Below are 23,904 nucleotides of genomic sequence, written 5' to 3'. Positions count from 1 at the left end.
AGCCGCCCTCGGGCGGCTTTGCTGTTTCCGGCGGTTGCCCTGGCATGACTTCAAGCCTTTGCAGTGGGGCAGGCTGGCCGCCTACCATCGGGGTTTGCCTTTGCCTGGGAGTTGCCCATGAAGCTTCGTCACGCCCTGTTGCCGCTGTGCCTGCTGGCCGCCTTGCCGTCGCTGGCCAGTGCGCGCGGTTTTGAAGTCCGCGACATGGTCAAGCTGGACCGCGCCTCCGCGCCTTTGCTCAGCGCCAATGGCGCGCAGGTGGTGTTTGCCAAGCGCATCGTCGATGCCGACCTCAAGGCCAGCAACAGCCTGTGGATCCGCGACCTGCGCACCCGCGACATGGCGCCGCCCAAGCAGTTGACCCCGGCCGGCTGGAACGTCAACTCGGCCTCGATCGAAGGCCAGAACGTCTACTTCCTCAGCGCCAAGAACGGTAGCCAGCAGCTGTACGTGATGCCGCTGGCCGGCGGCGAGCCGCGTCAGCTCACCGATTTCGCGCTGGACGTGGACAGCTACCGCATCTCGCCGCAGGGCGACCGCGTGCTGTTCAGCGCCGGCGTGTTCCAGGACTGCGGCTCGGACCTGGCCTGCACCAGCAAGCGTCTTGAGAAGGAAAAGGCCGACAAGAGCAGCGGCCAGGTCTACGACAGCATGTTCGTGCGGCACTGGGATACCTGGGCCGACGGTCGCCGCAACACCTTGTTCGTGGCCCCGCTGCCGGCTGCAGGCGCAGCTGCGGTGAAGGGCGCATCGGCGATCAGCGCGACGCTGGCCGGTGATGCACCGTCCAAGCCGTTCGGCGGCAATGAAGACTTCGTCTGGTCGCCGGATGGCAAGGCCGTGGTGGCCAGCATCCGCGTGCAGGGCAGCAAGGAACCGTGGTCGACCAACTTCGACCTGTACAAGCTCGATGCTGCCGGCAAGCAGGCACCGGTCAATCTGACCGCTGCCAACCCCGCGTGGGATGCCGGCCCGGTGTTCAGCGCCGACGGCAAGACCCTGTTCTACCGCGCGATGAAGCGCCCGGGCTTCGAGGCTGACCGCTTCGGCCTGATGGCGATGGACGTGGCCAGCGGCAAGGTCAAGGAAATCGCCGCACAGTGGGACCGTTCGGCCGATGGCATCACCTTGTCGGCCGACGGGCAGACCATCTACACCACCGCGCAGGACATGGGCGAACACCCGCTGTTCGCAGTCAATATCGCCAGCGGCGAGCCGACCAAGCTGGTGGGCGAGGGCAGTATCTCCTCCTTCGACATCGCCGGTGATGCGCTGGCCTTCACCCGTAATTCGCTGAAGAGCGGCGACCAGGTGTTCACCAGCAGCACCGCTGCCGGCGCACCGCAGCGTGCCATCACCCAGAGCGCTGGCGAAATGCTCGAGGGCGTGAACTTCGGTGACTTCGAGCAGTTCTCGTTCAAGGGCTGGAACGATGAGACCGTGCACGGCTATGTGGTCAAGCCGCACAACTACCAGGAAGGCAAGAAGTACCCGGTGGCCTTCCTGATCCACGGTGGCCCGCAGGGCAGCTTCGGCAATGGCTGGAGCTACCGCTGGAACCCGCAGACCTATGCCGGTCAGGGCTACGCGGTGGTGATGATCGATTTCCACGGTTCCACCGGCTACGGCCAGGCCTTCACCGATGCGATCAGCCAGCACTGGGGCGACCGCCCGCTGGAAGACCTGCAGAAGGGCTGGGCCGCGGCGCAGCAGAAGTACAGCTTCCTCAACGGCGACAAGGCCTGTGCGCTGGGCGCCAGCTACGGCGGCTTCATGGTCAACTGGATCGCCGGCAACTGGAACGAGCCGTGGAAGTGCCTGGTGAACCACGACGGTGTGTTCGACCAGCGCGCCATGGGTTATGCCACCGAAGAACTGTGGTTCACCGAGTGGGAGCAGGGCGGTACGCCGTACGCCGTGCCGCAGAACTACGAGAAGTTCAACCCGGTCAACCACGTCGCCAACTGGAAGAAGCCGATGCTGGTGGTGCAGGGCCAGCTGGATTACCGCATCCCGGTGGAGCAGGGCCTGGCCACGTTCACCGCGCTGCAGCGTCAGGGTATCGAGTCCAAGTTCCTGTACTTCCCTGACGAAAACCATTGGGTGTTGAAGCCGCATAACAGCGTGCAGTGGCATGACACGGTCAATGGCTGGTTGAAGCAGCACATCGGCCAGTAAGTGGATGGAAAGGGGCGTGTCGATGGCGCGCCCCTTTTTTCAAGGCGATGGCACCGTTCGTAGGGCCATCACCTCGGCAGTCGCGAAGGAGAGCCTGCGATGGGAATGTTCAGCATCTGGCACTGGTTGATTCTGCTGTTCGTGTTCGCACTTGCGGCCAGCGTGGTCGGCCTGATTGTCTGGCTGGCGATGCGTGCCTCGCGCGCTCCCGGCAACCCGATGGCCACTGCACAACAACGCCTGCAGCAGCTGGAACAACTCAAGGCCCAGGGCCTGATCACCGATGAGGAATACGCGCGGCAACGTGCGGCGGTGGTGACCCGGCCTTGAATTACGTCGGCGGAGCGGTGCTCCGGCGGCAATGGAAGTGGTGTCAAACCAGGTCTGGATGGCCGGGGAAAGGCGAGGGACGCGCCATTGTATCCAGTCCTGCGCAATTGCTGTCTCCCTTACGGTGCGGTGCGGCTGCAGGTTTCATTCATGGGCGAGGGGGCTTGCCCGCATACGCACAACAAGGGGATAGACGATGATGGCAGCCGCAACAGGCGCACTCATCAGCAATGACATCATCGTGTTCGGCCTGATTGCCGCCACGTTGGGGGTTATTTTCTGGACATCGGGCAGCAGCAATCCGCTGCTGAAAAAGTTCTACAGCTTCGTGCCCGCGTTGCTGCTGTGTTATTTCATTCCCGGCGTGTACAACACCGTCGGCCTGATCGACGGCGAAACCACCAAGCTCTACAACCCGATCGCGCGCGATGTGTTCCTGCCTGCCGCGCTGGTGTTGTTGACCCTGTCCATCGACCTGAAAGGCATCCTCGGCCTGGGCTGGAAGATGCTGGCGATGTATGTGGCAGCGGTGCTGAGCATCATGCTCGGCGCGGTGGTCGCCTTCCAGATAATGGCTTGGCTGCACCCGGAAACGGTGTCCGGCGCAACCTGGGGCGGTATGGCAGCGTTGGCCGGCAGCTGGATCGGTGGCGGTGCCAACATGCTGGCGATGAAGGAGATCTTCGAGGTCGACGCCACCACCTTCGGCCAGTTCGCGGTGGTGGACGTTGGCGTCGGCTACGTGTGGATGGCAGTGCTGATCTTTTTCGCCTCACGCGCGCCGGCCATGGACAAGCGCAGTGGTGCCGATACGCGCGCGCTGGATGATCTGCGTGATCGTGTGGCCAGCTACCAGGCGCAGCATGCGCGCATTCCTGCGCTGGGTGACCTGATGGTGATGGCCGGTGTGGCCTTCGGTGCGGTTGCACTGGCACATGGCCTGGCTGCGCCGCTGGCCGATTGGTTTGCTGCAAACGCGAGCTGGTCCAGCTCGGTGAGCATGGACAAGCCGTTTGTGTGGGTGGTGATGTTGGCCACCTTCATCGGTCTGGGCCTGAGCTTCACCCGCGTGCGCGAGCTGGAAGGCGTGGGCGCGTCGAAGTGGGGTTCGATGTTCCTGTACTTCCTGATCGCCTGCATCGGCATGCAGATGGATCTGTTGGCGCTGCTGGAGAAACCGTGGTTGTTCGCGCTCGGCGTGCTTTGGATTGGCGTGCACATCGTGTTGCTGTGGTTGGCCGGCAAACTGCTGAAGGTGCCGTTCTTCTATTTCGCCATTGCATCGCAGAGCAATATCGGTGGGCCGGCTTCGGCGCCGGTGCTGGCGACGGCCTTCCATCCGGCCCTGGCGCCGGTGGGTGTGCTGCTGGGCACCTTGGGTTATGCGGTGGGTACCGGTGCGGCCTATGTGGTGGGGATTACGTTGCGGGCGATGGCTGGGGCGGGTTGACTTCAAGCGCGCTGCGCGCTTGCCCTCCCCCCCGCCCCGGCCCTTGCGCTGGCGCAGGGGCGTTCAATGAGCCGCGAACCCATGGTTCGCAAGCAGCTCCTTTCACCCCGCAAGGGGAGAGGCTCAACACGCCACGAGCTCCAGCAGTATTTGTAATTGCAGCTTTGAAGCCCCTCTCCCCTTGTGGGAGAGGGGTTGGGGAGAGGGGAAGGCGCGAAGCGCCGCTTTCACCAGATAAACCCCGCACACAACACCACCATGCTAGGCTCCACCCTCCCACGCCACGTCACCAACGTGGCGTTTTTATTTCCCTTCGATCGACAGGAACAGGCCTTATGCCGACCGAACCCAATACTGCGCTCATCACCAATGACATCGTCGGCCTCGGCCTGATCGCTGCCACCTTGGCCCTGATCTTCTGGTTGGCCAGCGGCCCAACCCCGTTCTGGAAGAAGATATTCACCTGGGTGCCTGCGCTGCTGCTGTGCTACTTCATCCCCGCCATCTACAACACGACGGGCCTGATCGACGGTCATAGCACCAAGCTCTACAACCCTATTGCACGCGACGTGTTGCTGCCGGCTGCGCTGGTGCTGCTCACGCTTTCCATCGACCTGAAAGGCATTGCCAAGCTCGGGCCCAAGTTGCTGGTGATGTTCGTCACCGGCACTTTCGGTATCGTGCTGGGTGCCGCGGTGTCGTTCCAGGTGATGAAGTTCATCCATCCGGAAACCGTGGCCGGTGACACCTGGGCCGGCATGGCGGCGTTGGCCGGCAGCTGGATTGGCGGCGGCGCCAACATGGCCGCCATGCGCGAGACCTTCAATGTCGATGCAACCACGTTCGGCCAGATCGCCGTGGTCGACGTGGCCTGCGCCAGTCTGTGGATGGCGGTGCTGCTGTGGTTGGCCGGTCGCTCGCAGGCAATTGATGCCAAGAGTGGTGCAGATACTTCCGCCATCGACGACATGAAACGTCGCATCGCCGAGTACGAGGCCAAGAGTGCGCGCAATCCCAGCCTGACGGATCTGATGGTTATCGTCGGCGTTGGCCTGGGTGTGGTGGGCCTGGCGCATGCATTGGCGACACCGCTGGCGGCCTGGTTTGGTGCCAACATCAGCTGGGCCAGCAGGGCCTCGTTGGATTCGTCGTTTGTATGGGTGGTGATGCTGTCCACCATCGCCGGTCTGCTGCTGAGCTTTACCCGTGCGCGGAATCTTGAGGCGGCTGGTGCATCGAAGATCGGCACCTTGTTCCTGTATTTCCTGATTGCCTGCATCGGCATGCAGATGGACCTGCTGTCGCTGGCCGACCGTCCGTGGTTGTTCCTGCTGGGCGTGATCTGGATGGGCGTGCATATCGGCCTGTTGTATGTGGTTGGGCGGATGCTGCGTACGCCGCTGTTCTTCTTTGCGATTGGTTCGCAGGGCAATATCGGTGCGGCGGCATCGGCACCGGTGGTGGCTGCGGCATTCCATCCGACGCTGGCGCCGGTGGGTGTGCTGCTGGGCACGGTGGGTTATGCCACGGGCACGGTGATCGCCTACATGACCGGCCTGATGCTGAAGTGGATGGCGGGTGCCTGAGATCTCATTGCATTTGTGGGAGCGGCGTGAGCCGCGAAACCGACAAATCATGTGATTGCGATGACAGCGTGATCTGCGGCAACACCGGCTTCGCGGCTTACGCCGCTCCTACAAACCGGGTTGTCGGTAAGGCCTCTGCCGAGCATGGCTCGGCACTACAGGCAGCAAAAAGGCGGCGCCAATGGCGCCGCCTTTTTAGTTTCTTTTCTCCGCGGCTTCAACAGCAGCGGAAGCCGCTCCTGCCGCCGAAGCGGGCTTCCTGACGTTCGCGGAAGAAGGTTTTGTAATCCATGACCTCACGGTCAGGATGCTTCTCGCGCATGTGCCGGACATAGTTGTCGTAGTCCGGCACGCCGCAGCAAAGCCGCGCGGTCTGCACCAGACGCCGCCAGGTGCGGCGGAACGTCTGGTACTGGCCGACGGGGACCAGCTCGGTGCCCATTACAGGTCAACCTCGTGCGGCTTCAGTGCCACGTACGGGGTTTCCTTGTCGGTGCGAACCGGCGAGCGGCGTGCAGCGGCGATGGTCTTCACCGAGTAAACCAGCACCGCGAACACCACGAACAGGAACAACGCGGTCAGGCCGGTGTTGATGTAGTTGTTCACCATGACCTGGTGCATCTGGTCGAAGTTCTTCGACGGTGCCAGCAGTTCGCCAGCGGCAATGGCGTCACGGTACTTGTGCGCCTGGGCCAGGAAGCCCACTGCCGGAACGTCGGAGAAGATCTTGATGAAGCCGGCTGCGGTGGTGCAGATCAGCAGCCAGATAGCCGGGACCAGCGGCACCCAGGCGTACTTGTCCTTCTTCATCTTGAACAGCACCACGGTGCACAGCAGCAGCGCCACGCCAGCCAGCATCTGGTTGGCAATGCCGAACAGCGGCCACAGCATGTTGATGCCGCCCAGCGGATCGGTCACGCCCTGGTACAGGAAGTAACCCCACAGTGCGACGCAGCCGCCGGTGGCGATGAAGCTGGCCACCCACGAATCGGTACGGCGCAGGGCCGGCACGAAGTTGCCCAGCAGGTCCTGCAGCATGAAGCGGCCCGAACGGGTACCGGCGTCGACGGCGGTCAGGATGAACAGTGCTTCGAACAGGATGGCGAAGTGGTACCAGAACGCCATCATGCCGTCGCCCGGCAGCACCGCGTGCAGGATCTGCGCGATACCAACGGCCAGGGTCGGCGCACCACCGGCGCGCGAGAGGATGGTGGTTTCACCAATCTCTGCTGCGGTTGCGGTCAGCTGGTCCGGGGTGATTGCAAAGCCCCAGTTGGTGACGACCTGGGCAGCGTGCACCACGTCGGTGCCGATGATCGCAGCGGGGCTGTTCATGGCGAAGTAGATGCCCGGCTCGATGATCGAGGCAGCCACCATGGCCATGATTGCCACGAAGGATTCCATCAGCATGCCGCCGTAACCGATGTAAGCAATGTGACCTTCATTGGCCAGCAGCTTGGGGGTGGTGCCCGAGCTGATCAGCGCATGGAAGCCCGACACCGCGCCACAGGCAATGGTGATGAACAGGAACGGGAACATGCTGCCCTTCCACACCGGGCCAGTGCCGTCGGTGAACTGGGTCAGCGCCGGCATTTTCAATTCCGGCATCACGATCAGGATGCCGATCGCCAGACCGACAATCGTGCCGATCTTGAGGAAGGTGGACAGGTAGTCGCGTGGTGCCAGCAGCAGCCACACCGGCAGTACCGCAGCGACGAAGCCATAGCCGATCAGCATCCAGGTGATCTGGATGCCGGTGAAGGTGAACATCGGGCCCAGCACCGGATCAGCAGCAACCTTGCCGCCGTACCAGATCGCTGCGATCAGCAGGAACAGGCCTGCGATCGAGATTTCACCGATCTTGCCGGGGCGGATGTAACGCATGTACACGCCCATGAACATGGCGATGGGCATTGTGGCTATGACCGTGAACATGCCCCAGGGGCTGCCCTCCAAAGCCTTCACCACGATCATCGCCAGCACCGCAAGGATGATGATCATGATCATGAAGACGCCGAACAGGGCGATGGTGCCGGGCACCTGGCCCATTTCCTCGCGCACCAGATCGCCCAGCGAGCGGCCGTTGCGGCGGCTGGAAATGAACAGGATCATGAAGTCCTGCACCGCACCGGCCAGCACCACGCCGGCAATCAGCCATAGCGTGCCGGGCAGGTAGCCCATCTGCGCGGCCAACACCGGGCCGACCAGCGGGCCGGCGCCGGCAATGGCGGCGAAGTGGTGGCCGAACAACACATGCTTGTTGGTGGGCACGTAGTCCAGGCCATCGTTGTTGATGATCGCTGGCGTGGCGCGGGTGGGGTCGACCCCCAGTACCTTGTTGGCGATGAACAGGCCGTAGTAGCGGAATGCCACCAGATACAGCGAAACCGCTGCGATCACGATCCACAGGGCATTGATGTGCTCGCCGCGGCGTAGCGCCACGACGCCAAGACAGAACGCGCCTATCAGGGACAGCAGCGCCCATCCGGCCTTTGAAAAACCTTTCATCGAGTCGCCTCGCAGGGGAATGTGTCCAAGGGTCTACCCATGCAGGTCAGGGGTCAATGTGCATGGCAGCTGAAGCGGATGCGACTTTGGTCTTAGGTCCATGTCTTATTGAACATGACTGCGGGGCAGCGCTGTGCTGCAGCGGTAGGCTGGCTGGAACGAATGGTTGCAAGGATGGCGATTGGTTTGGTGGCTGCTGACGGCCATTGTCTGCAACATGTTCAAGGAGATTTCCCATGACTAGCCAAGATTCCGCACGGGTGGTTCGTACTATCCGTGGCATGCCAACCTCCGACGGTGCCGGTGTGCGCCTGACCCGGGTCATTGGTACGCCATCGCTGCCGGAGCTGGACCCGTTCCTGATGCTGGATGAGTTCGGCACGGACCGGGCAGAGGACTACATTGCCGGTTTCCCCGACCACCCGCACCGTGGTTTCGAGACAGTGACCTACATGCTTGATGGCCGCATGCGGCACAAGGACAACCACGGCAACGAGGGTTTGCTTACCCCTGGCAGCGTTCAGTGGATGACGGCCGGGCGCGGCTTGGTGCACTCGGAAATGCCCGAGCAGGAGTCCGGTCGCATGCGTGGTTTCCAGCTGTGGGTGAACCTGCCGGCGCGCGACAAGATGGGCGAGCCGCGCTATCAGGAGTTCGCGCCTGAGCGCATCCCGCAGTTGGCGCCAGCTGCAGGTGTGAGTGTGAAAGTAATCGCCGGTACGGTGGACTCGGTCACCGGCCCGATCCAGCAACCAGCCACCGACCCTGTTTATCTGGATATAGGCCTGAGCGCGGGCGCCGCTTGGAGCTACCGCTTGCCTGAAGGCCACATCGCCTTCGTCTATGTGTTCGAGGGCAATGCGTGGCTGGGCGAGGGCGAGGATGCGCGGGCGGTTGAGCTGCAGCAGCTGGCGGTGATGGGCGGTGGCAGCACGCTGCACATGCGCGCCGGTGGCGAGGGCGCGCGTTTGATCGTGGTGGCCGGGCGCCCGCTGCGCGAGCCGATAGCGCGGCATGGGCCGTTCGTGATGAACACCCGCGAGGAACTGATGCAGGCCTTCGTCGATTACCAGGAAGGCCGCTTCTGAGCGATGGCCGGTCCCGCGCGCAATGCGACGGGACCGGCATCAATTGCGGTGCAGCAACAGGCAAGGATCAATCGGTGCTTAATTGCTACCGGCCAAAGCAGAGGGATTGAGGTTCAAGGTCTGGGTCAGGCCCTGCAGGGTGCCCAGTTCGCTGCTATCGGCGGCGTCGATCCAGATCTGCGCATAGCGGTTCTTGTCCAGCTTGACCACGCTGATGCGGCGCGACTCCAAACCGGGCAGATCACGGCCACCCATGTCCAATTTGTACCAATACATGGCTTCGCCACCGAATTCGCCTTTCTCCGCACGCAATGGGCGGTTCAAGGCCAGGCCGGGATCGCGACCACTCAGCATCATGTTCAGTACTGCGCGGCCATCTTCGGTGGTGGCTTTGCAGACGATGAAGTCGCTTTGTGTCTGTTGCTCCCAATGCAGGCCGCTGCTGGCTGGCAGCGATGGGCATTGCACGGCCTGCTGGGCGAAAGCGTTTGCGCTGGCGGCGAGCGCCAGTGCGGCAGATAAAACAAGAACAGTCTTCACTTCGCATTCCCCCATGGAACATCGGCCTGACGGCGCGACGAAGTCGTGTGGATGGTTCTGAAGGCGGTACTGGCTGGTGGGTGGTATCCCTCCCCGTGTACGTGCATCCCCATGCGCGCCAGCCAGGTTGCGACGGTATTACAAAAACCCCGTTACATGCAAAGTGTCGTTCCTGCCAAAGAAAACGGCCCCGCGAGGGGACCGTTTTCGACTGATTGATAACAGTTGAAACCAATGCGGTGGCTTACTTGTCGCTGCCAATCCACTTGTAGGCCAGGCCGCCGATGGCTGCACCCAGGATCGGTGCCACCCAGAACAGCCACAGCTGGCTGATCGCACCGGGGCCGGCAAACAAGGCAACGGCGGTGGAGCGGGCCGGGTTGACCGAGGTGTTGGTGACCGGGATGCTGATCAGGTGGATCAGGGTCAACGCCAGGCCAATGGCAATCGGCGCGAAGCCAGCCGGGGCACGGCCATGGGTAGCGCCCATGATCACGACCAGGAACACTGCGGTCAGCACCACTTCGCACAGGAACGCAGCAGCGACCGTGTAGCCGCCGGGCGACAGCGCACCGTAGCCATTGCTGGCGAAGGCGCCGGCCTGGCTGCCGTCGATCAGGAAGCTGGCATTGCCCTTGGCGATCTGCAACAGGATGAAGGCAGCGACGATGCCGCCCAGTACCTGGGCCACGATGTAGGGCAGCAGGTCCTTGGCCGGGAAGCGACCGCCAGCCCACAGGCCGATGCTCACGGCCGGGTTGAAGTGTGCGCCGGAGATGTGGCCGAACGCATAGGCACCTGTCAGTACGGTCAGACCGAAGGCCAGGGCAACACCGACAAAGCCAATACCCAGCGGATTGGCGTCACCGCCGAACTTCGCTGCCAATACCGCGCTGCCGCAGCCGCCCAAGACCAACCAGAAGGTGCCGAGGAACTCGGCAGCCAAACGCTTTCCCATGCTCATGATGATGTTCCCTATGTTTTCCCCGGTACGGGTGTGGGGAAAATAACGGAGAAGAGGGTGAAGTGAGTAACAAATTCGCTAACTTTTTTGCCTGCGTAACTGTAGTGCTTTGGGTCTATGCGCGATTTGCGGGTTATCGGCTACAGAAAGGCAGGGGTGGGCAGTCGAACTTCCCCTGCCTTGATGAGGGAAGTGAGCTCATCCAGGCAGGGGAATGAACTCCTTGTCGTCGCCGGGGATCGTGCCGAAGCGGCCGTTCTGCCAATCGTCCTTGGCCTGCTCAATCCGCTCCTTGGAGCTGGAGACGAAGTTCCACCACAGGTGGCGCGGGCCATCCAGCGGTTCGCCACCCATCAGCATGGCTTTGAGCGGCGTCTTGGCGCGCAGGCGGCTGCGTGCACCTGGCTCGGGGATGATCAGGTGTTGGGTAGGCACATCCACACCATCCAGCTGGGCGTCGCCCTCGAGAATGTAGAGCGCACGCTCGACGTGGGAATTGTCGAGGTCGATCTCGGCGCCAGGCTCAAGGTCGATGGCTACGTTCAAGGTGTCGGCAAATACCTTGACCGGTGATTCCTCGCCATAGGCGCGGCCGGCGATCACCCGCAACCAGGCACCGTCACGGTGCTGCTGCGGCAGCTGATCGGCGGAGAAATGGAAGAATCCCGGGTCGGTTTCCTCATGGCTCTTGGGCAGTGCCACCCAGGTCTGCATGCCATGCAGGGCCTGGGCATGTTCGCGCGCCGCGCTGGGGCTGCGCTCGGAGTGGGCGATGCCACGTCCGGCGGTCATCCAGTTGACGTCGCCGGGGCGGATGATCTGCTCCGAACCCAGGGTGTCGCGATGGCCGATCTGCCCGGCCCACAGGAAGGTGACCGTGGCCAGACCGATATGCGGGTGCGGACGCACATCGATGCCTTGGCCGGGACTGAAGATGGCTGGGCCCATATGGTCCACGAACACGAATGAGCCAACGCTGCGCGCTTGCAACGACGGGACCGCGCGGCGGACCTGGAAGCCGCCAAGGTCATGGACGCGCGGGCTGATGATGGTGGTCATGGCTGGCTGCTCCGGGGTGTTTGAAGGTGCGGGCAGGATGGCACGGTGGAAGCGAAGAGGGGGTTGTCGTGCAGGGAATGGATTGTTGTTTTGGTGGAGAGGGTTGGCGGGCTGGAAGCTGGCGGCTGAAAGCGTTACCCCTCCCCAGCCCTCCCCTTCGCTGCGCGAAAGGGAGGGGGCCAAAGCCTAGGTTGCGCGCAGGGCTGCTGCTTCGCCCCCTCCCTTTGCCAAAGGCAAGGGGAGGGCTGGGGAGGGGGGGCTCTTGCTCCTGCTCCTGCACCAAACAAACAAAACCAGTCTCTTCTGCAACCACATTGCTCCCATACGCACACTCCGAACAAGGAACGGAAGCCAACGTGAAGGGGCTACAATCGCCGTCTTACTTCCCCATCCGGAGACCTCCGCAGTGACCCGCAAACTCGTGCTGTTGCGCCATGGCCAGAGCCAGTGGAACCTCGACAACCGCTTCACCGGCTGGGTGGACGTGGACCTCACCGAGCAGGGCCGCCAGGAGGCTGCCAACGCCGGCCGGCTGATGAAGGAAGAAGGCCTGCAGTTCGACGTGGCCCATACCTCGGTGCTCAAGCGCGCCATCCACACCTTGCAGGGTGCCTTGGCCGAACTGGGTCAGGATTGGCTGCCGGTCAACAAGTCCTGGCGTTTGAACGAGCGCCACTACGGTGGCCTGCAGGGCCTGGACAAGGCTGAGACCGCTGCCAAGCATGGCGAGGAACAGGTCAAGGTGTGGCGCCGTTCCTACGACATCCCGCCGCCGCCGATGGACCTGGCCGATCCGGGTCATCCGATCCACGACCGCCGCTATGCCGGCCTGGACCGCAATGCGCTGCCGGCGACCGAGTCGCTGGCGACCACGCTGGATCGTGTGCTGCCGTATTGGCACGACGCCATCGCCCCGCAGCTGAAGGAAGGCAAGACCGTGCTGGTCACCGCCCATGGCAATTCGCTGCGCGCGCTGTACAAGTACCTCAACAACGTGAGCAAGGAAGCCATCCTCGAGCTCAACATCCCGACCGGTATCCCGTTGCTGTTCGAATTGAACGACGACCTCACCGTCAAGTCGTTCCGTTACCTGGGCGACCCGGAAGCAGCCAAGAAGGCCGCCGAAGCTGTAGCCAATCAGGGCAAGGCCAAGTAAGCAATCAGTTGGAAGCAGCACCAGCATTGGTGCTGCCTGCTTCAATAGTGAATTACCCCAATCCGATGCCAGCATGCTGGCATCGGATTTTTTGTGTGCTTGCAGGAGCGGCGTCAGCCGCGAAGCAGGTGCTGATGATGTCCCGGCTTCGCGGCTGACGCTGTTCCTGCCAGATGCAGCTTCATGGTCCGGACGGAGATGCGTGCGTCAGATGACTGGAGCGGCCTCCGGATGCGCGCCTTGCCATGCCATCATCGGGAACTGATCACGATGACTGGAGTGTCTGCTTGAGCAAATGGATGATGTCGGTAGCGGCAATGGTGGTGCTGAGCGCCTGTAGTGGCGCTCACCAAGCTGCACCCAATGCCACACCAGAAGCGGCCGCTGCGAAGCCTTCAGCTGCAACCGCGCAGCGCGGCGAAGGCAAACCTTATGAAGTGCTGGGCAGTGAAGTCTGGGACGTGCCGGATCCTGTCAGTGGCCGCAACTATCAGGTGTTCGTGGCCTTGCCTGCCGGCTACGCGGACAACCCGGACAAGCGCTATCCGGTCTTGTACGTCACCGATGCCGACTATGCCTTCCCGTTGGTCTGGCAGATGGCGCGGCGATTGAATGTCGAAGGTCGCAAGATCGAGGACTTCATCCTGGTCGGCCTGTCCTATGCCAAGGGCGAGGGCGGCATGCAGAGCCGCCGCCGCGATTACACGCCAACCACCAGGGGGCCCAGCGGTTCGCCAGCCGATGCCGTGCACGGTGGCGCCAGCGACTACATCAGCTACCTGGAAACGCAGGTACTGCCATTTGTGGCCAAGCGCTACCGCAGTGACGAGAGTCGGCGCATGTTCCTCGGCCATTCCTACGGTGCTTTGCTGGGGACGCAGGTGCTGCTGGAACGCCCGCAATTGTTCAGCGGTTACATCCTTGGCAGCCCGTCGTACTGGTTCGACAAACATGAGATGGAGCGACGACTGGCCGCGGCAGGCAAGGCCGCCGAGCTCCCCGTGCGGGCCTACATGTATATCGGCGAGTACGAGTCGGTACAGCATGGTGGCGATGCCGACATGGTGGTCGATGCGCAGCGCATGATAGGTCTATTGGGGGCCCGAGGTGGGCAGTCACTGGAGCTGAAGCTGGATGTGCTCAATGACGAGGACCACCTCAGCGTTGCGCCGCGTGGTTTCATGCATGGCCTGAAGTACCTGCTGGCCGCGCCGAAGGGGTGAGTCGTCCAATCCGCTAGGTCGCCCTGCACGCGTGCCGCGTTTGGGCTTGGTGCGCGGCGCATCGTCAGTGCGGAAGGACTGCAGCTGCGGACCGGTGCGCTGAGTCGTTGGCGAATATATTCGCTGACACAACGGGCTGCGCAGTTTTTGTAGGAGCGGCGTGAGCCGCGAAGCTGAGGTTGCTGCGGTCGCCGCTATTTTTGTCATCTGAGAATGTACGTGCGTCGCGGCTCACGCCGCTCCTACAAGAGAGGCGAAGACTGCGCCGCATTACGAGGTGCCCAGGCCCATGCACAAAGCAGAAGCCCGGCATCAGGCCGGGCTTCTGCATGCAGACAAGAACAGCCTCGGCTTACTTGAAATCCAGGGTCTTCTCGAAGGACTTCAGTTCGTGCCGCGCCATTGCCAGATTGGCGTGGGTGCGGTCGAGCACGACATACAGGAACAGATCCTTGTTGCCGTCTAGCGGGCGGATCAGGTGGTACTGCTTGGACAAGGTGAGCAGGATGTCTTCCACCACGTCGCTCAGGCCCAGCGAGTTGGCCACGCGGCGCTTGGCGCGAACGACGTCGGCGTTGCCGGCGGCGGCAACTTCCATGTTGATGGCGCCGCCACCCAGGGTGCCCAGCGCCATGCCGCTGTCGCTGTCCACCAATGCGGCGCCGATGAAGCCAGCAATTTCGCTCAAAGCATCAAGTTTTACGTTTGCAGCCATTTCTCATCCAATGAAGTAAAGATTTCTACAAAAGCAAAGCCCGCACAGGTACGACCCGGGCGAGCGGCCGCGCAGCATAGCGAAAACAGTCGAGCGTTTGCGAGCAGGTCAGCTATGCGGCCGGAAACGAACCATTTCATGTCTGGATCACTGATTTTTCGATGTGTGCAGTGGTGGTTTGCAGAGCACACGATGGAAGCTCCTGCGAAAGTGGCGGCGGTGAATTGCAGTGCCGTGCAATGGCACGGCCTGCGCAGGAGTCCTCGCTGAATTGAGGCCACTCGTTTTCGATGGAGTCCGGCAATGAAACCGTCACCGCCGGTTTACGGCCGCGCCGCAGAATGGCGACTCAGGGCGACTGCCAATTGCAGACGGAGCGATGAGGTCGCTTCTGCGTCACTGACTATTCCAATCAGCGGGAGTACGCGTCATGGGCAAGCCGGCAGTGGTTCTGGTGCATGGTTTCTGGGGCGGGGCGGCGCATTGGGCGCGGGTGATCGTGGAGCTGCGACGATTGGGTTACCAGGACATCCGTGCGGTTGAGAACCCACTTACATCGCTGGCCGACGACGCCGAACGCACCCGCAAGATGGTGGCGCAGGTCGATGGGCCGGTGGTCCTGGCAGGGCATTCCTACGGCGGCGCGGTGATCAGCCAGGCCGGGAACCTGCCCAATGTAAGGGCACTGGTGTTCATTGCTGCCTTCGCCCCGGATGCAGGCGAAAGCCCTGGTGGCATCACCCAGCAGCATCTTCCGGTTGCAGCGCCGAACCTGGCACCAGACAGCGACGGCTACCTGTGGCTCAAGGCTGACAAGTTCCACGAGAGCTTTTGTCAGGACCTGCCCGAGGAAGAAGGCTTCGTCATGGCGGTCACGCAGAAGGCCCCGTTGGCCAGCACCTTCGGTGACAACATCAGTAACCCAGCCTGGCGGCATAAGCCGAGCTGGTACCAGATATCAGGCCAGGACCGGATGATCGCGCCGGAGAACCAGAAGGCGATGTCGGCCCGCCTCAACGCGCGCAAGGTGATAACGCTGGAGGCTGGGCATGCCTCGCTGGCGTCGCATCCGGTGGAAGTTGCAGCCTTGATTGATGAGGCGGCAACGGCTACAGCGGGCTGACAACGGCGCACGATGGACGACTTGTTACCCGCTGCGGCAGCGCAGCGGCTTGTATGCGGCCTCAGCGGAAGAACTGACTCGGTGTCAGCCCGAAGCGGCGCTTGAACATGGTGGCAAACGCGCTCGGGCTCTCATAGCCCAGCGCCAAGGCCACATCGATGACTTTCTCCCCGACTGCAAGTTGCTCCAGGGCGCGCAGCAGGCGTGCCTGCTGCCGCCATTGGCCGAAGGTCATGCCCAGCTCGCGCGCGCACAGGCGCTGGATGGTCTTCACATCGACCTGCAGGCGTGCGGCCCAGTCCTGCAACGTCGATGCATCGTCGGGATGGCGCTCCAGGCGCCGGCCTATCTGGCGCAGGCGGGGATCGCGTGGCTCAGGCAGGTGCAAGGGCAGTACTGGCAGGGTCTGTACTTCGTCCAGGATCAGGCGCATCAGGCGGCCGTCGCGGGAGTCTTCGGGGTAGGTCGGAGCGATCTGTGCGGCGGCGCGGATCAGGGAGGCCAGCAAGGGCGTGATGGACACTGCCGACGGCGTAGTCGCTGCCTCTGGCATGCACTGCGGGAGGATGTACAGGCTGCGCATCTGCACCGCACCGATGCAGTGCACTTGATGGCCGACACCAGCCGGCATCCAGATTGCGCGTGTGCTGGGCACCACCCAGCGGCCCATGCCGGCGCGTACCACCAGCACGCCGGTTTCCGCATACACCAACTGATGGCGGTCCGGGTGATGATGCAGTGGGATCAGCGTGGTGGCCGCATAGTCGCGTGCCTTGCAGTACACCGCCGTGTTGGGGCCTGCTGGCAAGGGCAGGCGCCGACCTTTGCGGCTGCTTATGTCCTTTTCGAGAAGATGCATGACCATATCGCGCAGGATGGGCGGGTAGCGGGAATCTACCATGCCGGCCTCCCCTGGTTTCATGGCTACGTCATGTCGTCGACCACTTCCGATATCAGTGCTGCTCCATCTCCACAGCGTCGTCCGGTCGCCGTAGGTGTGCTTGCGGCGATCAGTAGTTCGCATCTGGTCAACGACATGATGCAGTCGCTGATCCTGGCGCTGTACCCGATCTTCAAAGCCCAGTTCCATCTGAGCTTCGCCCAGGTAGGCTTGATCACCTTGACCTATCAGCTGACTGCGTCGTTGTTCCAGCCCTTGATCGGCCTGCGCACCGACAAGCGCCCTGCGCCGTATTCGCTGCCGATGGGCATGCTGTCCACCTTGTGTGGTCTGTTGCTGTTGGCGTTCGCGCCCAACTTCGTGACGGTGCTGATGGCGGCGATGCTGGTCGGCATCGGCTCGGCGGTTTTCCATCCGGAGTCATCGCGCATCGCGCGGCTGGCCTCGGGCGGCCGCCATGGCCTGTCGCAATCGGTGTTCCAGCTGGGCGGCAATGCCGGTACTGCGATTGGCCCGTTGTTGGCCGCGGCGGTGATCGTGCCGAACGGGCAGCGCAGCGTGGCCTGGTTCGCCTGCGCCGCATTGTTGGGCATCGGCCTGCTGACCTACGTGAGTCGTTGGTACCAGCAGCATCTGCTTGCCGTCGCCGCGCAATCCAGGGTGGCAGCAAAACCTGCCAATCTGTTGCCGCCGAAGACCGTGGCGTGGGTGATCGGCATCCTGCTGGTGCTGATCTTCAGCAAGTACTTCTACATTGCTGGTTTGAGCAGCTACTACACGTTCTATCTGATCCAGAAGTTCCATGTTTCGGTACAGAGCGCGCAGCTGCATCTGTTCGGTTTCCTCGCCGCATCGGCGGCCGGCACCTTGATCGGCGGACCCTTGGGTGACCGTATCGGCCGCAAGCCGGTGATCTGGGCTTCGATCCTGGGCGTGGCGCCGTTCGCGCTGATGCTGCCGTACGCCACCCTGCAGTGGACCACGCTGCTGACCCTCATCATTGGCTTCGTGTTGTCCTCGGCGTTCTCGGCGATCCTGGTGTACGCGCAGGAGTTGATGCCCAACCGCATCGGCACGGTCTCCGGCCTGTTCTTCGGCTTTGCCTTCGGTATGGGCGGATTGGGCGCGGCGGTGCTGGGCGTGCTGGCCGACCACACCAGCATCCTCTGGGTCTACAAGCTGATCTCGTTCCTGCCGCTGCTGGGCATCGTCGCCGCGTTCCTGCCCAACCCGCGCACACGCTAGGTCGATGGGCGGGCAGGGCTGTTGCTCCCTCCCTTTCGCGAAGCGAAGGGGAGGGTTGGGGAGGGGTAAGGCTTGGCTTGCGGATACCCCGTATGCGCGTATTTGCACGATTGTGCATATTGTTGCATGATTTATTCTGCCGGCACGGGCTCAGCTGGCCGCCTCGCCCCAACCGCTGCCCGAGATCCCTGCCCATGATCACAACAGACCCCGACGCGCTCCCGCAGGAGCGCCAGCAACGCATCCTCGACCAGCTCCGCCGGCAGGGCCGGGTGGTGGCCAATGAGCTGGCGCTGGCGTTCGCGGTTTCCGAGGACTCCATCCGCCGTGATCTGCGTGAGATGGCGGCCAAAGGCCTGTGTCGTCGGGTTTATGGCGGGGCCTTGCTGCCAACCCCGCAGTTCGATGCCTTGCCCGAACGACTGGGGCGGGATGATCCGGAGCGCGGTGCCCTGGCCGCCCACGCCGCCTCGCTGCTGTTGCCGGGGCAGGTGGTGCTGATGGATGCCGGTTCCACCAATGTCGCAATTGCCCGCGCGCTGCGGGAGACCGCGTTGACCGTGGTCACCAATGCGCCGGCCGTTGCTGATGCCTTGTCCGGTGCGCAGGCTGCCGAGGTGGTGATGATCGGTGGCAGGATCGATCCACGCAGTGGCGGCGCCATCGGTTCGATTGCCTTGCAGCAACTGGCCGAGCTGCAGGCTGATGTCTGCATTCCCGGTGTCTGCGCGGTCGATCCTGAGACCGGCATCTGGGGAATCAACGCAGAGGAATGCGCGTTCAAGCAGGCCATGCTGCGGGTCAGCGATGCCACGCTGATCGTCGCCAGCAACGAGAAGCTTGGCGCGCGTGGCAGTTTCCGCATTGCCGGCATCGAGCAGGTTGATCAATTGCTGATCAGCGACCGCGTCGGCACGGAAATGCAGGAACGGCTGGCCCCCTTCGCCCAGCGCCTGCATCGGGTTGTCATCGCACAAGCCTGACGCAGCGGCGCGATCGCGCGCGCCTGCAATGGAAACAACAAGGAACCCCAAGTGACGAATCCAACAGCACTGCAGCGCTGCCAACAAATGGCCACGCGCGCCGCATTCTTCATACCCGGCTTCGCGATCGCCTGCTGGGCACCGCTGGTGCCGTTTGCCAAGGCGCGCGCTGGTCTGGATGACGCAATGCTTGGTGTGCTGTTGCTGTGCCTAGGCCTGGGTTCGCTGCTTTCGATGCCACTGGCCGGGCTGCTGGCAGCCCGTCATGGTTGCCGGCCGGTGATGCTGGCAACCGTGCTGATGATGGGGTTGACCTTGCCGCTGCTGGCGGTTGTTTCCGCACCTTGGAGTATCGGTCTGGCCTTGTTGATCTTCGGTGCCGGCATCGGCGCGATGGATTGCGTGATGAACATCCAGGCCGTGGTGGTGGAGCGTGACTCCGGCCGCGCGATGATGTCCGGCTTCCACGCCTTCTACAGCATTGGCGCGTTGAGCGGGGCGGCATTGGTGGCCTTGCTGCTGTCGGTGGGCACGGGCGCACTGGTGGCCTGTCTTGTGGTGGCGGCGGGGGTGCTTGCCATCACCACCGGGTCGGCGCGCTGGTGGCGGACTGAACGTGCGGCGCAGGAGGAGTCCAGCTTTGCCTTGCCGCGTGGCGTGGTGGCAGTGATCGGCGCGGTGTGTTTCATCAGCTTTCTGGCCGAAGGTTCGATGCTGGACTGGAGCGCGGTGTTCCTGCACGACGTCCGCGGCGTGGCCTTGGCGCACGCCGGTTGGGGCTTTGTCGCCTTCAATATCGCCATGACCGGCGCGCGCCTGTTGGGCGACAGCGTGGTCAATCGGCTGGGCGCGAGCAAGGCGGTGCTGGCCGGTGGCCTGCTCGCCTGTGCCGGTTTTGTCCTGGCCACGCTGGTGCCAAGCTTCGCGGTGGCCTTGCTGGGCTATGCGCTGGTCGGTATCGGCTGCGCCAACATCGTGCCGGTGATGTTCAGCCTGGCCGGGCGACAGACGCGCATGCCGGCAAGCGCGGCCATACCCGCCGTCACTACATTGGGCTATGCAGGCGTTCTATTGGGGCCGGCCGCCATCGGCTTCATTGCCCAGCAATGGTCGCTTCCGGTCGCTTTCCTGATTGCTGCAGGCTTGCTGGCCTGCGTGGCGGTGATTGGTTCGCGCCTGCGGGTGGGGTGAGCTGCAGCGGCGGTCGTCAGGCGGCCAGGCAGGCCTGGTCGCGGCCGGCGGCCTTGGCCTGATAGAGCGCGTTGTCCGCTTGTGCCAGCAGCTGTTCCAGAGTGGCGCCGCCGGTGCTGCTGCTGACGCCGATGCTGATCGTATAAGCCAATTCGCCATTCTTGGCCTGCACACGTGCGCTGCGTGCTGCGTCCAGTAGTTGCTCCGCCAGCATCATTGCTTCGGTGGCATCGGTGGCGGGTAGCATCAACACGAATTCTTCGCCGCCGTAGCGACCAATCAGTTTGTGGGCGCCGTGGGCGATGGCTTGGGTGGCGTCTGCGAAATGCCTGAGTACGGCGTCACCGGATAGATGGCCCCAGTTGTCGTTGATCTTCTTGAAGTGATCCAGGTCGATGATCAGTACCGCAAACGCGTCACCATCACGCATGCAGTTGGCCAGGGCATGCAAGCCGCGGTCGACCAGGGTTGCGCGGTTGAGCAGGCCAGTAAGTCCATCGCGGGTGGCACGGTGGCGCAGTTCGGCCAGGATCTGTTCCACCACCAACAGCATCAGGGCGAAGCATTGTGCCAGTGCGAAGACCAGGCCAAGGCAGATGATCACCAGCTGCGGGATATTGCCTTGTGGATCGGTAGCAGTGTCTGCATCGCCGCCAAACACGCCGGGCACGGCCAATAGCAGGTTCAACAGGAAAACGGCGGCGGCCAGCCGGTAGCTGAGCTTCAACTCCGCCGGCGTGCGCCGCAGCAGCATCAATACGATCCAGCCATTGAGCACGATCGTTGCCCAGCTGAACAAGATGGTCCGCAGCGAGGTGGTGTGCCACATCAGGATGTCAGCGCTGATCAAGGCCATGAACGTGCCCATCACCAACAGCGGCTGCCAAAGCGGCAGCGGGCGGTTGACGTGCAGGGCGGTGCCCTTGAGCAGCAGTACCGAGCCCAGCAGTGCCAACAGGCTGAGCGTGGCAAACACGGCGCCGTCCGAGGCATCCTGGAAAAAGCACAGCAAGACCATGGCAAAGCCGGTAAGCCAGAGGCTGGCCGACCAGGCCCACAGCGCTGGCCGACGCGGCAACACCAGCAGAAGCAGCGAGAATCCCACGGAAATGCCGATGCAGACGACGGCACTGATGATGGACAGCAGCTGGATATCGGCAAGTGTTTTCACTACGGCCCCCTGCCGTTTGCATGGCTTACCTTAGCGGTTGTGGTTGCCAATGCCTGGTTTGGAATGGGTTTGGCGTCACATAACCGCGCATGCGAGAGCGCGGGTGCCGTGGTCCGTGGATGTGACCTTCGGCGGGTCCATGGAGGCGGGGCTATGTATTAGGCTTCACGGTTCGGTCGCTGCATGTGCGCGTCCCTTCCCTGTTTGGTCGGAGATATCCATGTCATTCAACAAGCTTGTCCCCCTGTCCCTGACGGTTGCAATCGCTGCCTCGCTCGCCGCCTGTGGCAAGACCGAAGCGCCTGCCGCGCCGGCTGCCGAAGCCAAGGCTGCGTTTGACCAGTCACAGCTCAAGACCCAGCTGATCTCGCTCAATGCCGCTGACCTCGACCCGGCCGTGCAGGCATGTGCCGACCTCAACGGCTTCGTCAACAGCAAGTGGCTCAAGGCCAACCCGGTGCCGGGCGACCAGACCACCTGGGGCAGCTTCGAAATCCTGCGCGAGCGCTCGCTGGAAGTGCAGCACGCGCTGGTCCAGCAGGCAGCCGCTGGCAAGGCAGCAGCAGGTTCCAACGAAGCCAAGATCGGTGACATCTGGAAGACCGGCTCTGACGAGGCGGCCATCGAGGCAGCCGGCATCAAGCCGCTGCAGCCGGAACTGGACAAGATCGCTGCGCTGAACGACACCGCCGCCATCACCGGCTACCTGCGGGATGCCTATGCGCAGGGCAATGGCTTCCTGTTCTCGCTGTATGCCAGCCCGGACTTCAAGGATTCGGCCAACGTCATCGCCTATGTGGGCCAGGGTGGTCTGGGTCTGCCGGAGAAGGGATATTACTTCGACGAATCGCAGGCCAAGATCCGTGATGCCTACGTTGCTTACATCGAGCAGCTGCTGACCCTGTCCGGCGTCGATGCTGCGCAGGCCAAGCAGCAGGCCAAGGCGGTGATGGATTTCGAAACCCGCCTAGCCAAGGCCTCGCTGTCGCGCATCGAGCTGCGTGACCCGGCCAAGCGCTACAACCCGGTCAGCGCCGCCGATGCCGACAAGCAGACCCCGAACTTCAGCTGGACCGCGCTGTTCGACACGCTGCAGATCCCGGCCAAGGACAAGTTCTCGCTGGCCCAGCCGGGCTTCTTCAACGAACTGAACACCATGCTGGCCGACGTGCCGGCTGCCACCTGGCAGGCCTATCTGCGCTTCCACACCGTGGACAACGCCGCGCCGTACCTGAGCAAGAACTTCGAGCAGGCCAACTTCGACTTCTTCAGCAAGACCCTGCGTGGTCAGCAGGAAATGCAGCCGCGCTGGAAGCGCGTGCTGGATTCGGTGAATGGTTCGATGGGTGAAGCATTGGGCCAGCTGTACGTGGACGCCGTGTTCCCGGCCGAATCCAAGGTCGCCATGCAGCATCTGGTGGAGAACCTGTCGGTCGCGCTGAAGGCGCGTCTGGAAGGTTTGCCGTGGATGGGCGCAGACACCAAGAAGAAGGCGCTGGAAAAGTGGGCCAGTTTCACCCCGAAGATCGGTTACCCGGACAAGTGGCGTGATTTCTCGGGCCTGACCACCAACAGCGACAGCTACCTGGGCAATATGCAGGCGGCGCAGGCCTTCAACTACCGCTACATGCTGGCCAAGATCGGCAAGCCGGTGGACAAGACCGAGTGGGGCATGACCCCGCAGACGGTGAATGCCTATTACAACGCGACCAAGAACGAAATCGTGTTCCCGGCCGCCATCCTGCAGCCGCCGTTCTTTGACGCCAAGGCCGATCCGGCGCTGAACTACGGTGGCATCGGTGCAGTCATCGGCCACGAAATGATGCACGGCTACGACGACTCGGGCAGCCAGTTCGCCGCCAACGGCAACTTCGACAACTGGTGGACCGATGCTGATCGCACTGCGTTCAATGGCCGTACCGACCAGCTGGTCGCGCAGTTCGACGGTTACGAGTCGCTGCCGGGCGTCAACGTCAAGGGCAAGTTGACCCTGGGCGAGAACATTGGTGACCTCGGCGGCCTGACCGTTGCCTATGACGCATTGCAGATGGCACTGAAGGAAGACGAGAAGCTCAATGTGCCGGTTGATGGCTACACCCAGGACCAGCGCTTCTTCATGAACTGGGCGACCGTGTGGCGCCGCAACTTCACCGATGGCGAACTGCGCGTGCGCCTGAACACCGATCCGCACGCACCGGCCAACTTCCGTGCCAATGGCGCGCCGTCCAACATGCCGTCGTATGCCGCCGCGTTCCAGTGCAAGGCTGGTGATGCGATGGTGCGTGGCGACGACAAGCGGGTTGTGATCTGGTGATTGCGGTTGCTTGATAGCGTTTGTTGGAAGCAGAAGGCCCGGCATTGCCGGGCCTTCTTTTTGTCTGACCGCAGTGACGACGAACAGCCTGTTTGTTTTTGTAGGAGCGGCGTAAGCCGCGAAGCAGAGGCACCATCAGGTCTCACGTTTGCCAGCAGCTTCAGCAATATCAGCTTCGC

20 protein-coding genes are annotated in these 23,904 nt (G+C 62.9%); 12 read left to right on the top strand and 8 right to left on the bottom strand.

The window, feature by feature from the left end:
- Positions 1-117 precede the first annotated feature (117 nt).
- From ACVOL0_RS04140 to ACVOL0_RS04125, 4 genes are all read left to right on the top strand, one after another.
- Positions 118-2,178: a S9 family peptidase gene (locus tag ACVOL0_RS04140; RefSeq protein WP_481548030.1), complete on the top strand. Its 2,061-nt coding sequence runs from the start codon at positions 118-120 to the stop codon at positions 2,176-2,178.
- 99 nt (positions 2,179-2,277) lie between these two features.
- The gene (locus ACVOL0_RS04135; protein WP_481548029.1) at positions 2,278-2,508 is read left to right on the top strand and encodes an SHOCT domain-containing protein; all 231 of its coding nucleotides are present in this window, start codon (positions 2,278-2,280) and stop codon (positions 2,506-2,508) included.
- 199 nt (positions 2,509-2,707) lie between these two features.
- Complete coding sequence (locus ACVOL0_RS04130; protein ID WP_481548028.1) at positions 2,708-3,958, top strand: DUF819 family protein; 1,251 nt, start codon at positions 2,708-2,710, stop codon at positions 3,956-3,958.
- A gap of 335 nt (positions 3,959-4,293) precedes the next feature.
- Positions 4,294-5,544, top strand: coding sequence for a DUF819 family protein (locus tag ACVOL0_RS04125; RefSeq protein WP_481548027.1), 1,251 nt, complete (start codon positions 4,294-4,296; stop codon positions 5,542-5,544).
- Positions 5,545-5,761: 217 nt separating this feature from the next.
- Here ACVOL0_RS04125 and ACVOL0_RS04120 read toward each other — a convergent pair whose 3' ends face one another.
- Positions 5,762-5,986, bottom strand: coding sequence for a YbdD/YjiX family protein (locus ACVOL0_RS04120; RefSeq protein WP_057626620.1), 225 nt, complete (start codon positions 5,984-5,986; stop codon positions 5,762-5,764).
- Entirely contained in the window at positions 5,986-8,052 is a 2,067-nt protein-coding gene (locus ACVOL0_RS04115) for a carbon starvation CstA family protein (protein WP_481548026.1), read from the bottom strand. The genes ACVOL0_RS04120 and ACVOL0_RS04115 overlap by 1 nt, the downstream gene beginning before the upstream one ends.
- A gap of 236 nt (positions 8,053-8,288) precedes the next feature.
- Here ACVOL0_RS04115 and ACVOL0_RS04110 point away from each other — a divergent pair, with 236 nt between their 5' ends.
- The gene (locus tag ACVOL0_RS04110; protein ID WP_481548025.1) at positions 8,289-9,140 is read left to right on the top strand and encodes a pirin family protein; all 852 of its coding nucleotides are present in this window, start codon (positions 8,289-8,291) and stop codon (positions 9,138-9,140) included.
- A 78-nt stretch (positions 9,141-9,218) separates the two neighbouring features.
- On the opposite strand, the gene ACVOL0_RS04105 is transcribed toward ACVOL0_RS04110, so the two are convergent.
- The 3 genes from ACVOL0_RS04105 to ACVOL0_RS04095 all read right to left on the bottom strand — a co-directional run bounded on the left by ACVOL0_RS04105 (position 9,219) and on the right by ACVOL0_RS04095 (position 11,703).
- Positions 9,219-9,680: a hypothetical protein gene (locus ACVOL0_RS04105; RefSeq protein ID WP_481548024.1), complete on the bottom strand. Its 462-nt coding sequence runs from the start codon at positions 9,678-9,680 to the stop codon at positions 9,219-9,221.
- A gap of 244 nt (positions 9,681-9,924) precedes the next feature.
- Positions 9,925-10,644, bottom strand: a complete 720-nt coding sequence (aqpZ, locus tag ACVOL0_RS04100; RefSeq protein WP_481510554.1) for an aquaporin Z — start codon at positions 10,642-10,644, stop codon at positions 9,925-9,927.
- Positions 10,645-10,842: 198 nt separating this feature from the next.
- A complete protein-coding gene (locus tag ACVOL0_RS04095) occupies positions 10,843-11,703 on the bottom strand; it encodes a pirin family protein (RefSeq protein WP_481548023.1) in 861 nt (286 codons plus the stop codon).
- A 406-nt stretch (positions 11,704-12,109) separates the two neighbouring features.
- On the opposite strand from ACVOL0_RS04095, the gene gpmA reads away from it, so the two are divergent.
- On the top strand, positions 12,110-12,859 hold the full coding sequence (gene gpmA / locus ACVOL0_RS04090) for a 2,3-diphosphoglycerate-dependent phosphoglycerate mutase (protein ID WP_282272161.1): 750 nt from the start codon (positions 12,110-12,112) through the stop codon (positions 12,857-12,859).
- A gap of 317 nt (positions 12,860-13,176) precedes the next feature.
- The gene (locus ACVOL0_RS04085; protein ID WP_481548050.1) at positions 13,177-14,082 is read left to right on the top strand and encodes an alpha/beta hydrolase; all 906 of its coding nucleotides are present in this window, start codon (positions 13,177-13,179) and stop codon (positions 14,080-14,082) included.
- A gap of 352 nt (positions 14,083-14,434) precedes the next feature.
- Here ACVOL0_RS04085 and ACVOL0_RS04080 read toward each other — a convergent pair whose 3' ends face one another.
- Positions 14,435-14,797 carry a roadblock/LC7 domain-containing protein gene (locus tag ACVOL0_RS04080; protein ID WP_481548022.1) on the bottom strand — a complete coding sequence of 121 codons (363 nt, stop codon included), beginning with the start codon at positions 14,795-14,797 and terminating at the stop codon, positions 14,435-14,437.
- A gap of 430 nt (positions 14,798-15,227) precedes the next feature.
- On the opposite strand from ACVOL0_RS04080, the gene ACVOL0_RS04075 reads away from it, so the two are divergent.
- Positions 15,228-15,920, top strand: coding sequence for an alpha/beta hydrolase (locus tag ACVOL0_RS04075; protein WP_481548021.1), 693 nt, complete (start codon positions 15,228-15,230; stop codon positions 15,918-15,920).
- A 61-nt stretch (positions 15,921-15,981) separates the two neighbouring features.
- Here ACVOL0_RS04075 and ACVOL0_RS04070 read toward each other — a convergent pair whose 3' ends face one another.
- Positions 15,982-16,779: an AraC family transcriptional regulator gene (locus ACVOL0_RS04070; RefSeq protein ID WP_481548049.1), complete on the bottom strand. Its 798-nt coding sequence runs from the start codon at positions 16,777-16,779 to the stop codon at positions 15,982-15,984.
- A 72-nt stretch (positions 16,780-16,851) separates the two neighbouring features.
- Between ACVOL0_RS04070 and ACVOL0_RS04065 the strand changes: the two genes are divergently transcribed.
- From ACVOL0_RS04065 to ACVOL0_RS04055, 3 genes are all read left to right on the top strand, one after another.
- Positions 16,852-18,066, top strand: coding sequence for an MFS transporter (locus tag ACVOL0_RS04065; protein ID WP_481548020.1), 1,215 nt, complete (start codon positions 16,852-16,854; stop codon positions 18,064-18,066).
- A gap of 194 nt (positions 18,067-18,260) precedes the next feature.
- Complete coding sequence (locus ACVOL0_RS04060; RefSeq protein ID WP_481548019.1) at positions 18,261-19,049, top strand: DeoR/GlpR family DNA-binding transcription regulator; 789 nt, start codon at positions 18,261-18,263, stop codon at positions 19,047-19,049.
- 87 nt (positions 19,050-19,136) lie between these two features.
- Positions 19,137-20,240: an MFS transporter gene (locus tag ACVOL0_RS04055; RefSeq protein WP_481548048.1), complete on the top strand. Its 1,104-nt coding sequence runs from the start codon at positions 19,137-19,139 to the stop codon at positions 20,238-20,240.
- Positions 20,241-20,256: 16 nt separating this feature from the next.
- On the opposite strand, the gene ACVOL0_RS04050 is transcribed toward ACVOL0_RS04055, so the two are convergent.
- Positions 20,257-21,411 carry a GGDEF domain-containing protein gene (locus tag ACVOL0_RS04050; RefSeq protein ID WP_481548018.1) on the bottom strand — a complete coding sequence of 385 codons (1,155 nt, stop codon included), beginning with the start codon at positions 21,409-21,411 and terminating at the stop codon, positions 20,257-20,259.
- Positions 21,412-21,631: 220 nt separating this feature from the next.
- Between ACVOL0_RS04050 and ACVOL0_RS04045 the strand changes: the two genes are divergently transcribed.
- Positions 21,632-23,725, top strand: a complete 2,094-nt coding sequence (locus tag ACVOL0_RS04045) for a M13 family metallopeptidase (RefSeq protein ID WP_481548017.1) — start codon at positions 21,632-21,634, stop codon at positions 23,723-23,725.
- The last annotated feature ends 179 nt before the right edge of the window (positions 23,726-23,904 follow it).

The sequence above is a fragment of the Stenotrophomonas sp. STEN021 genome, assembly GCF_056760175.1.
This window is presented reverse-complemented; position numbering and strand designations above follow the sequence as displayed.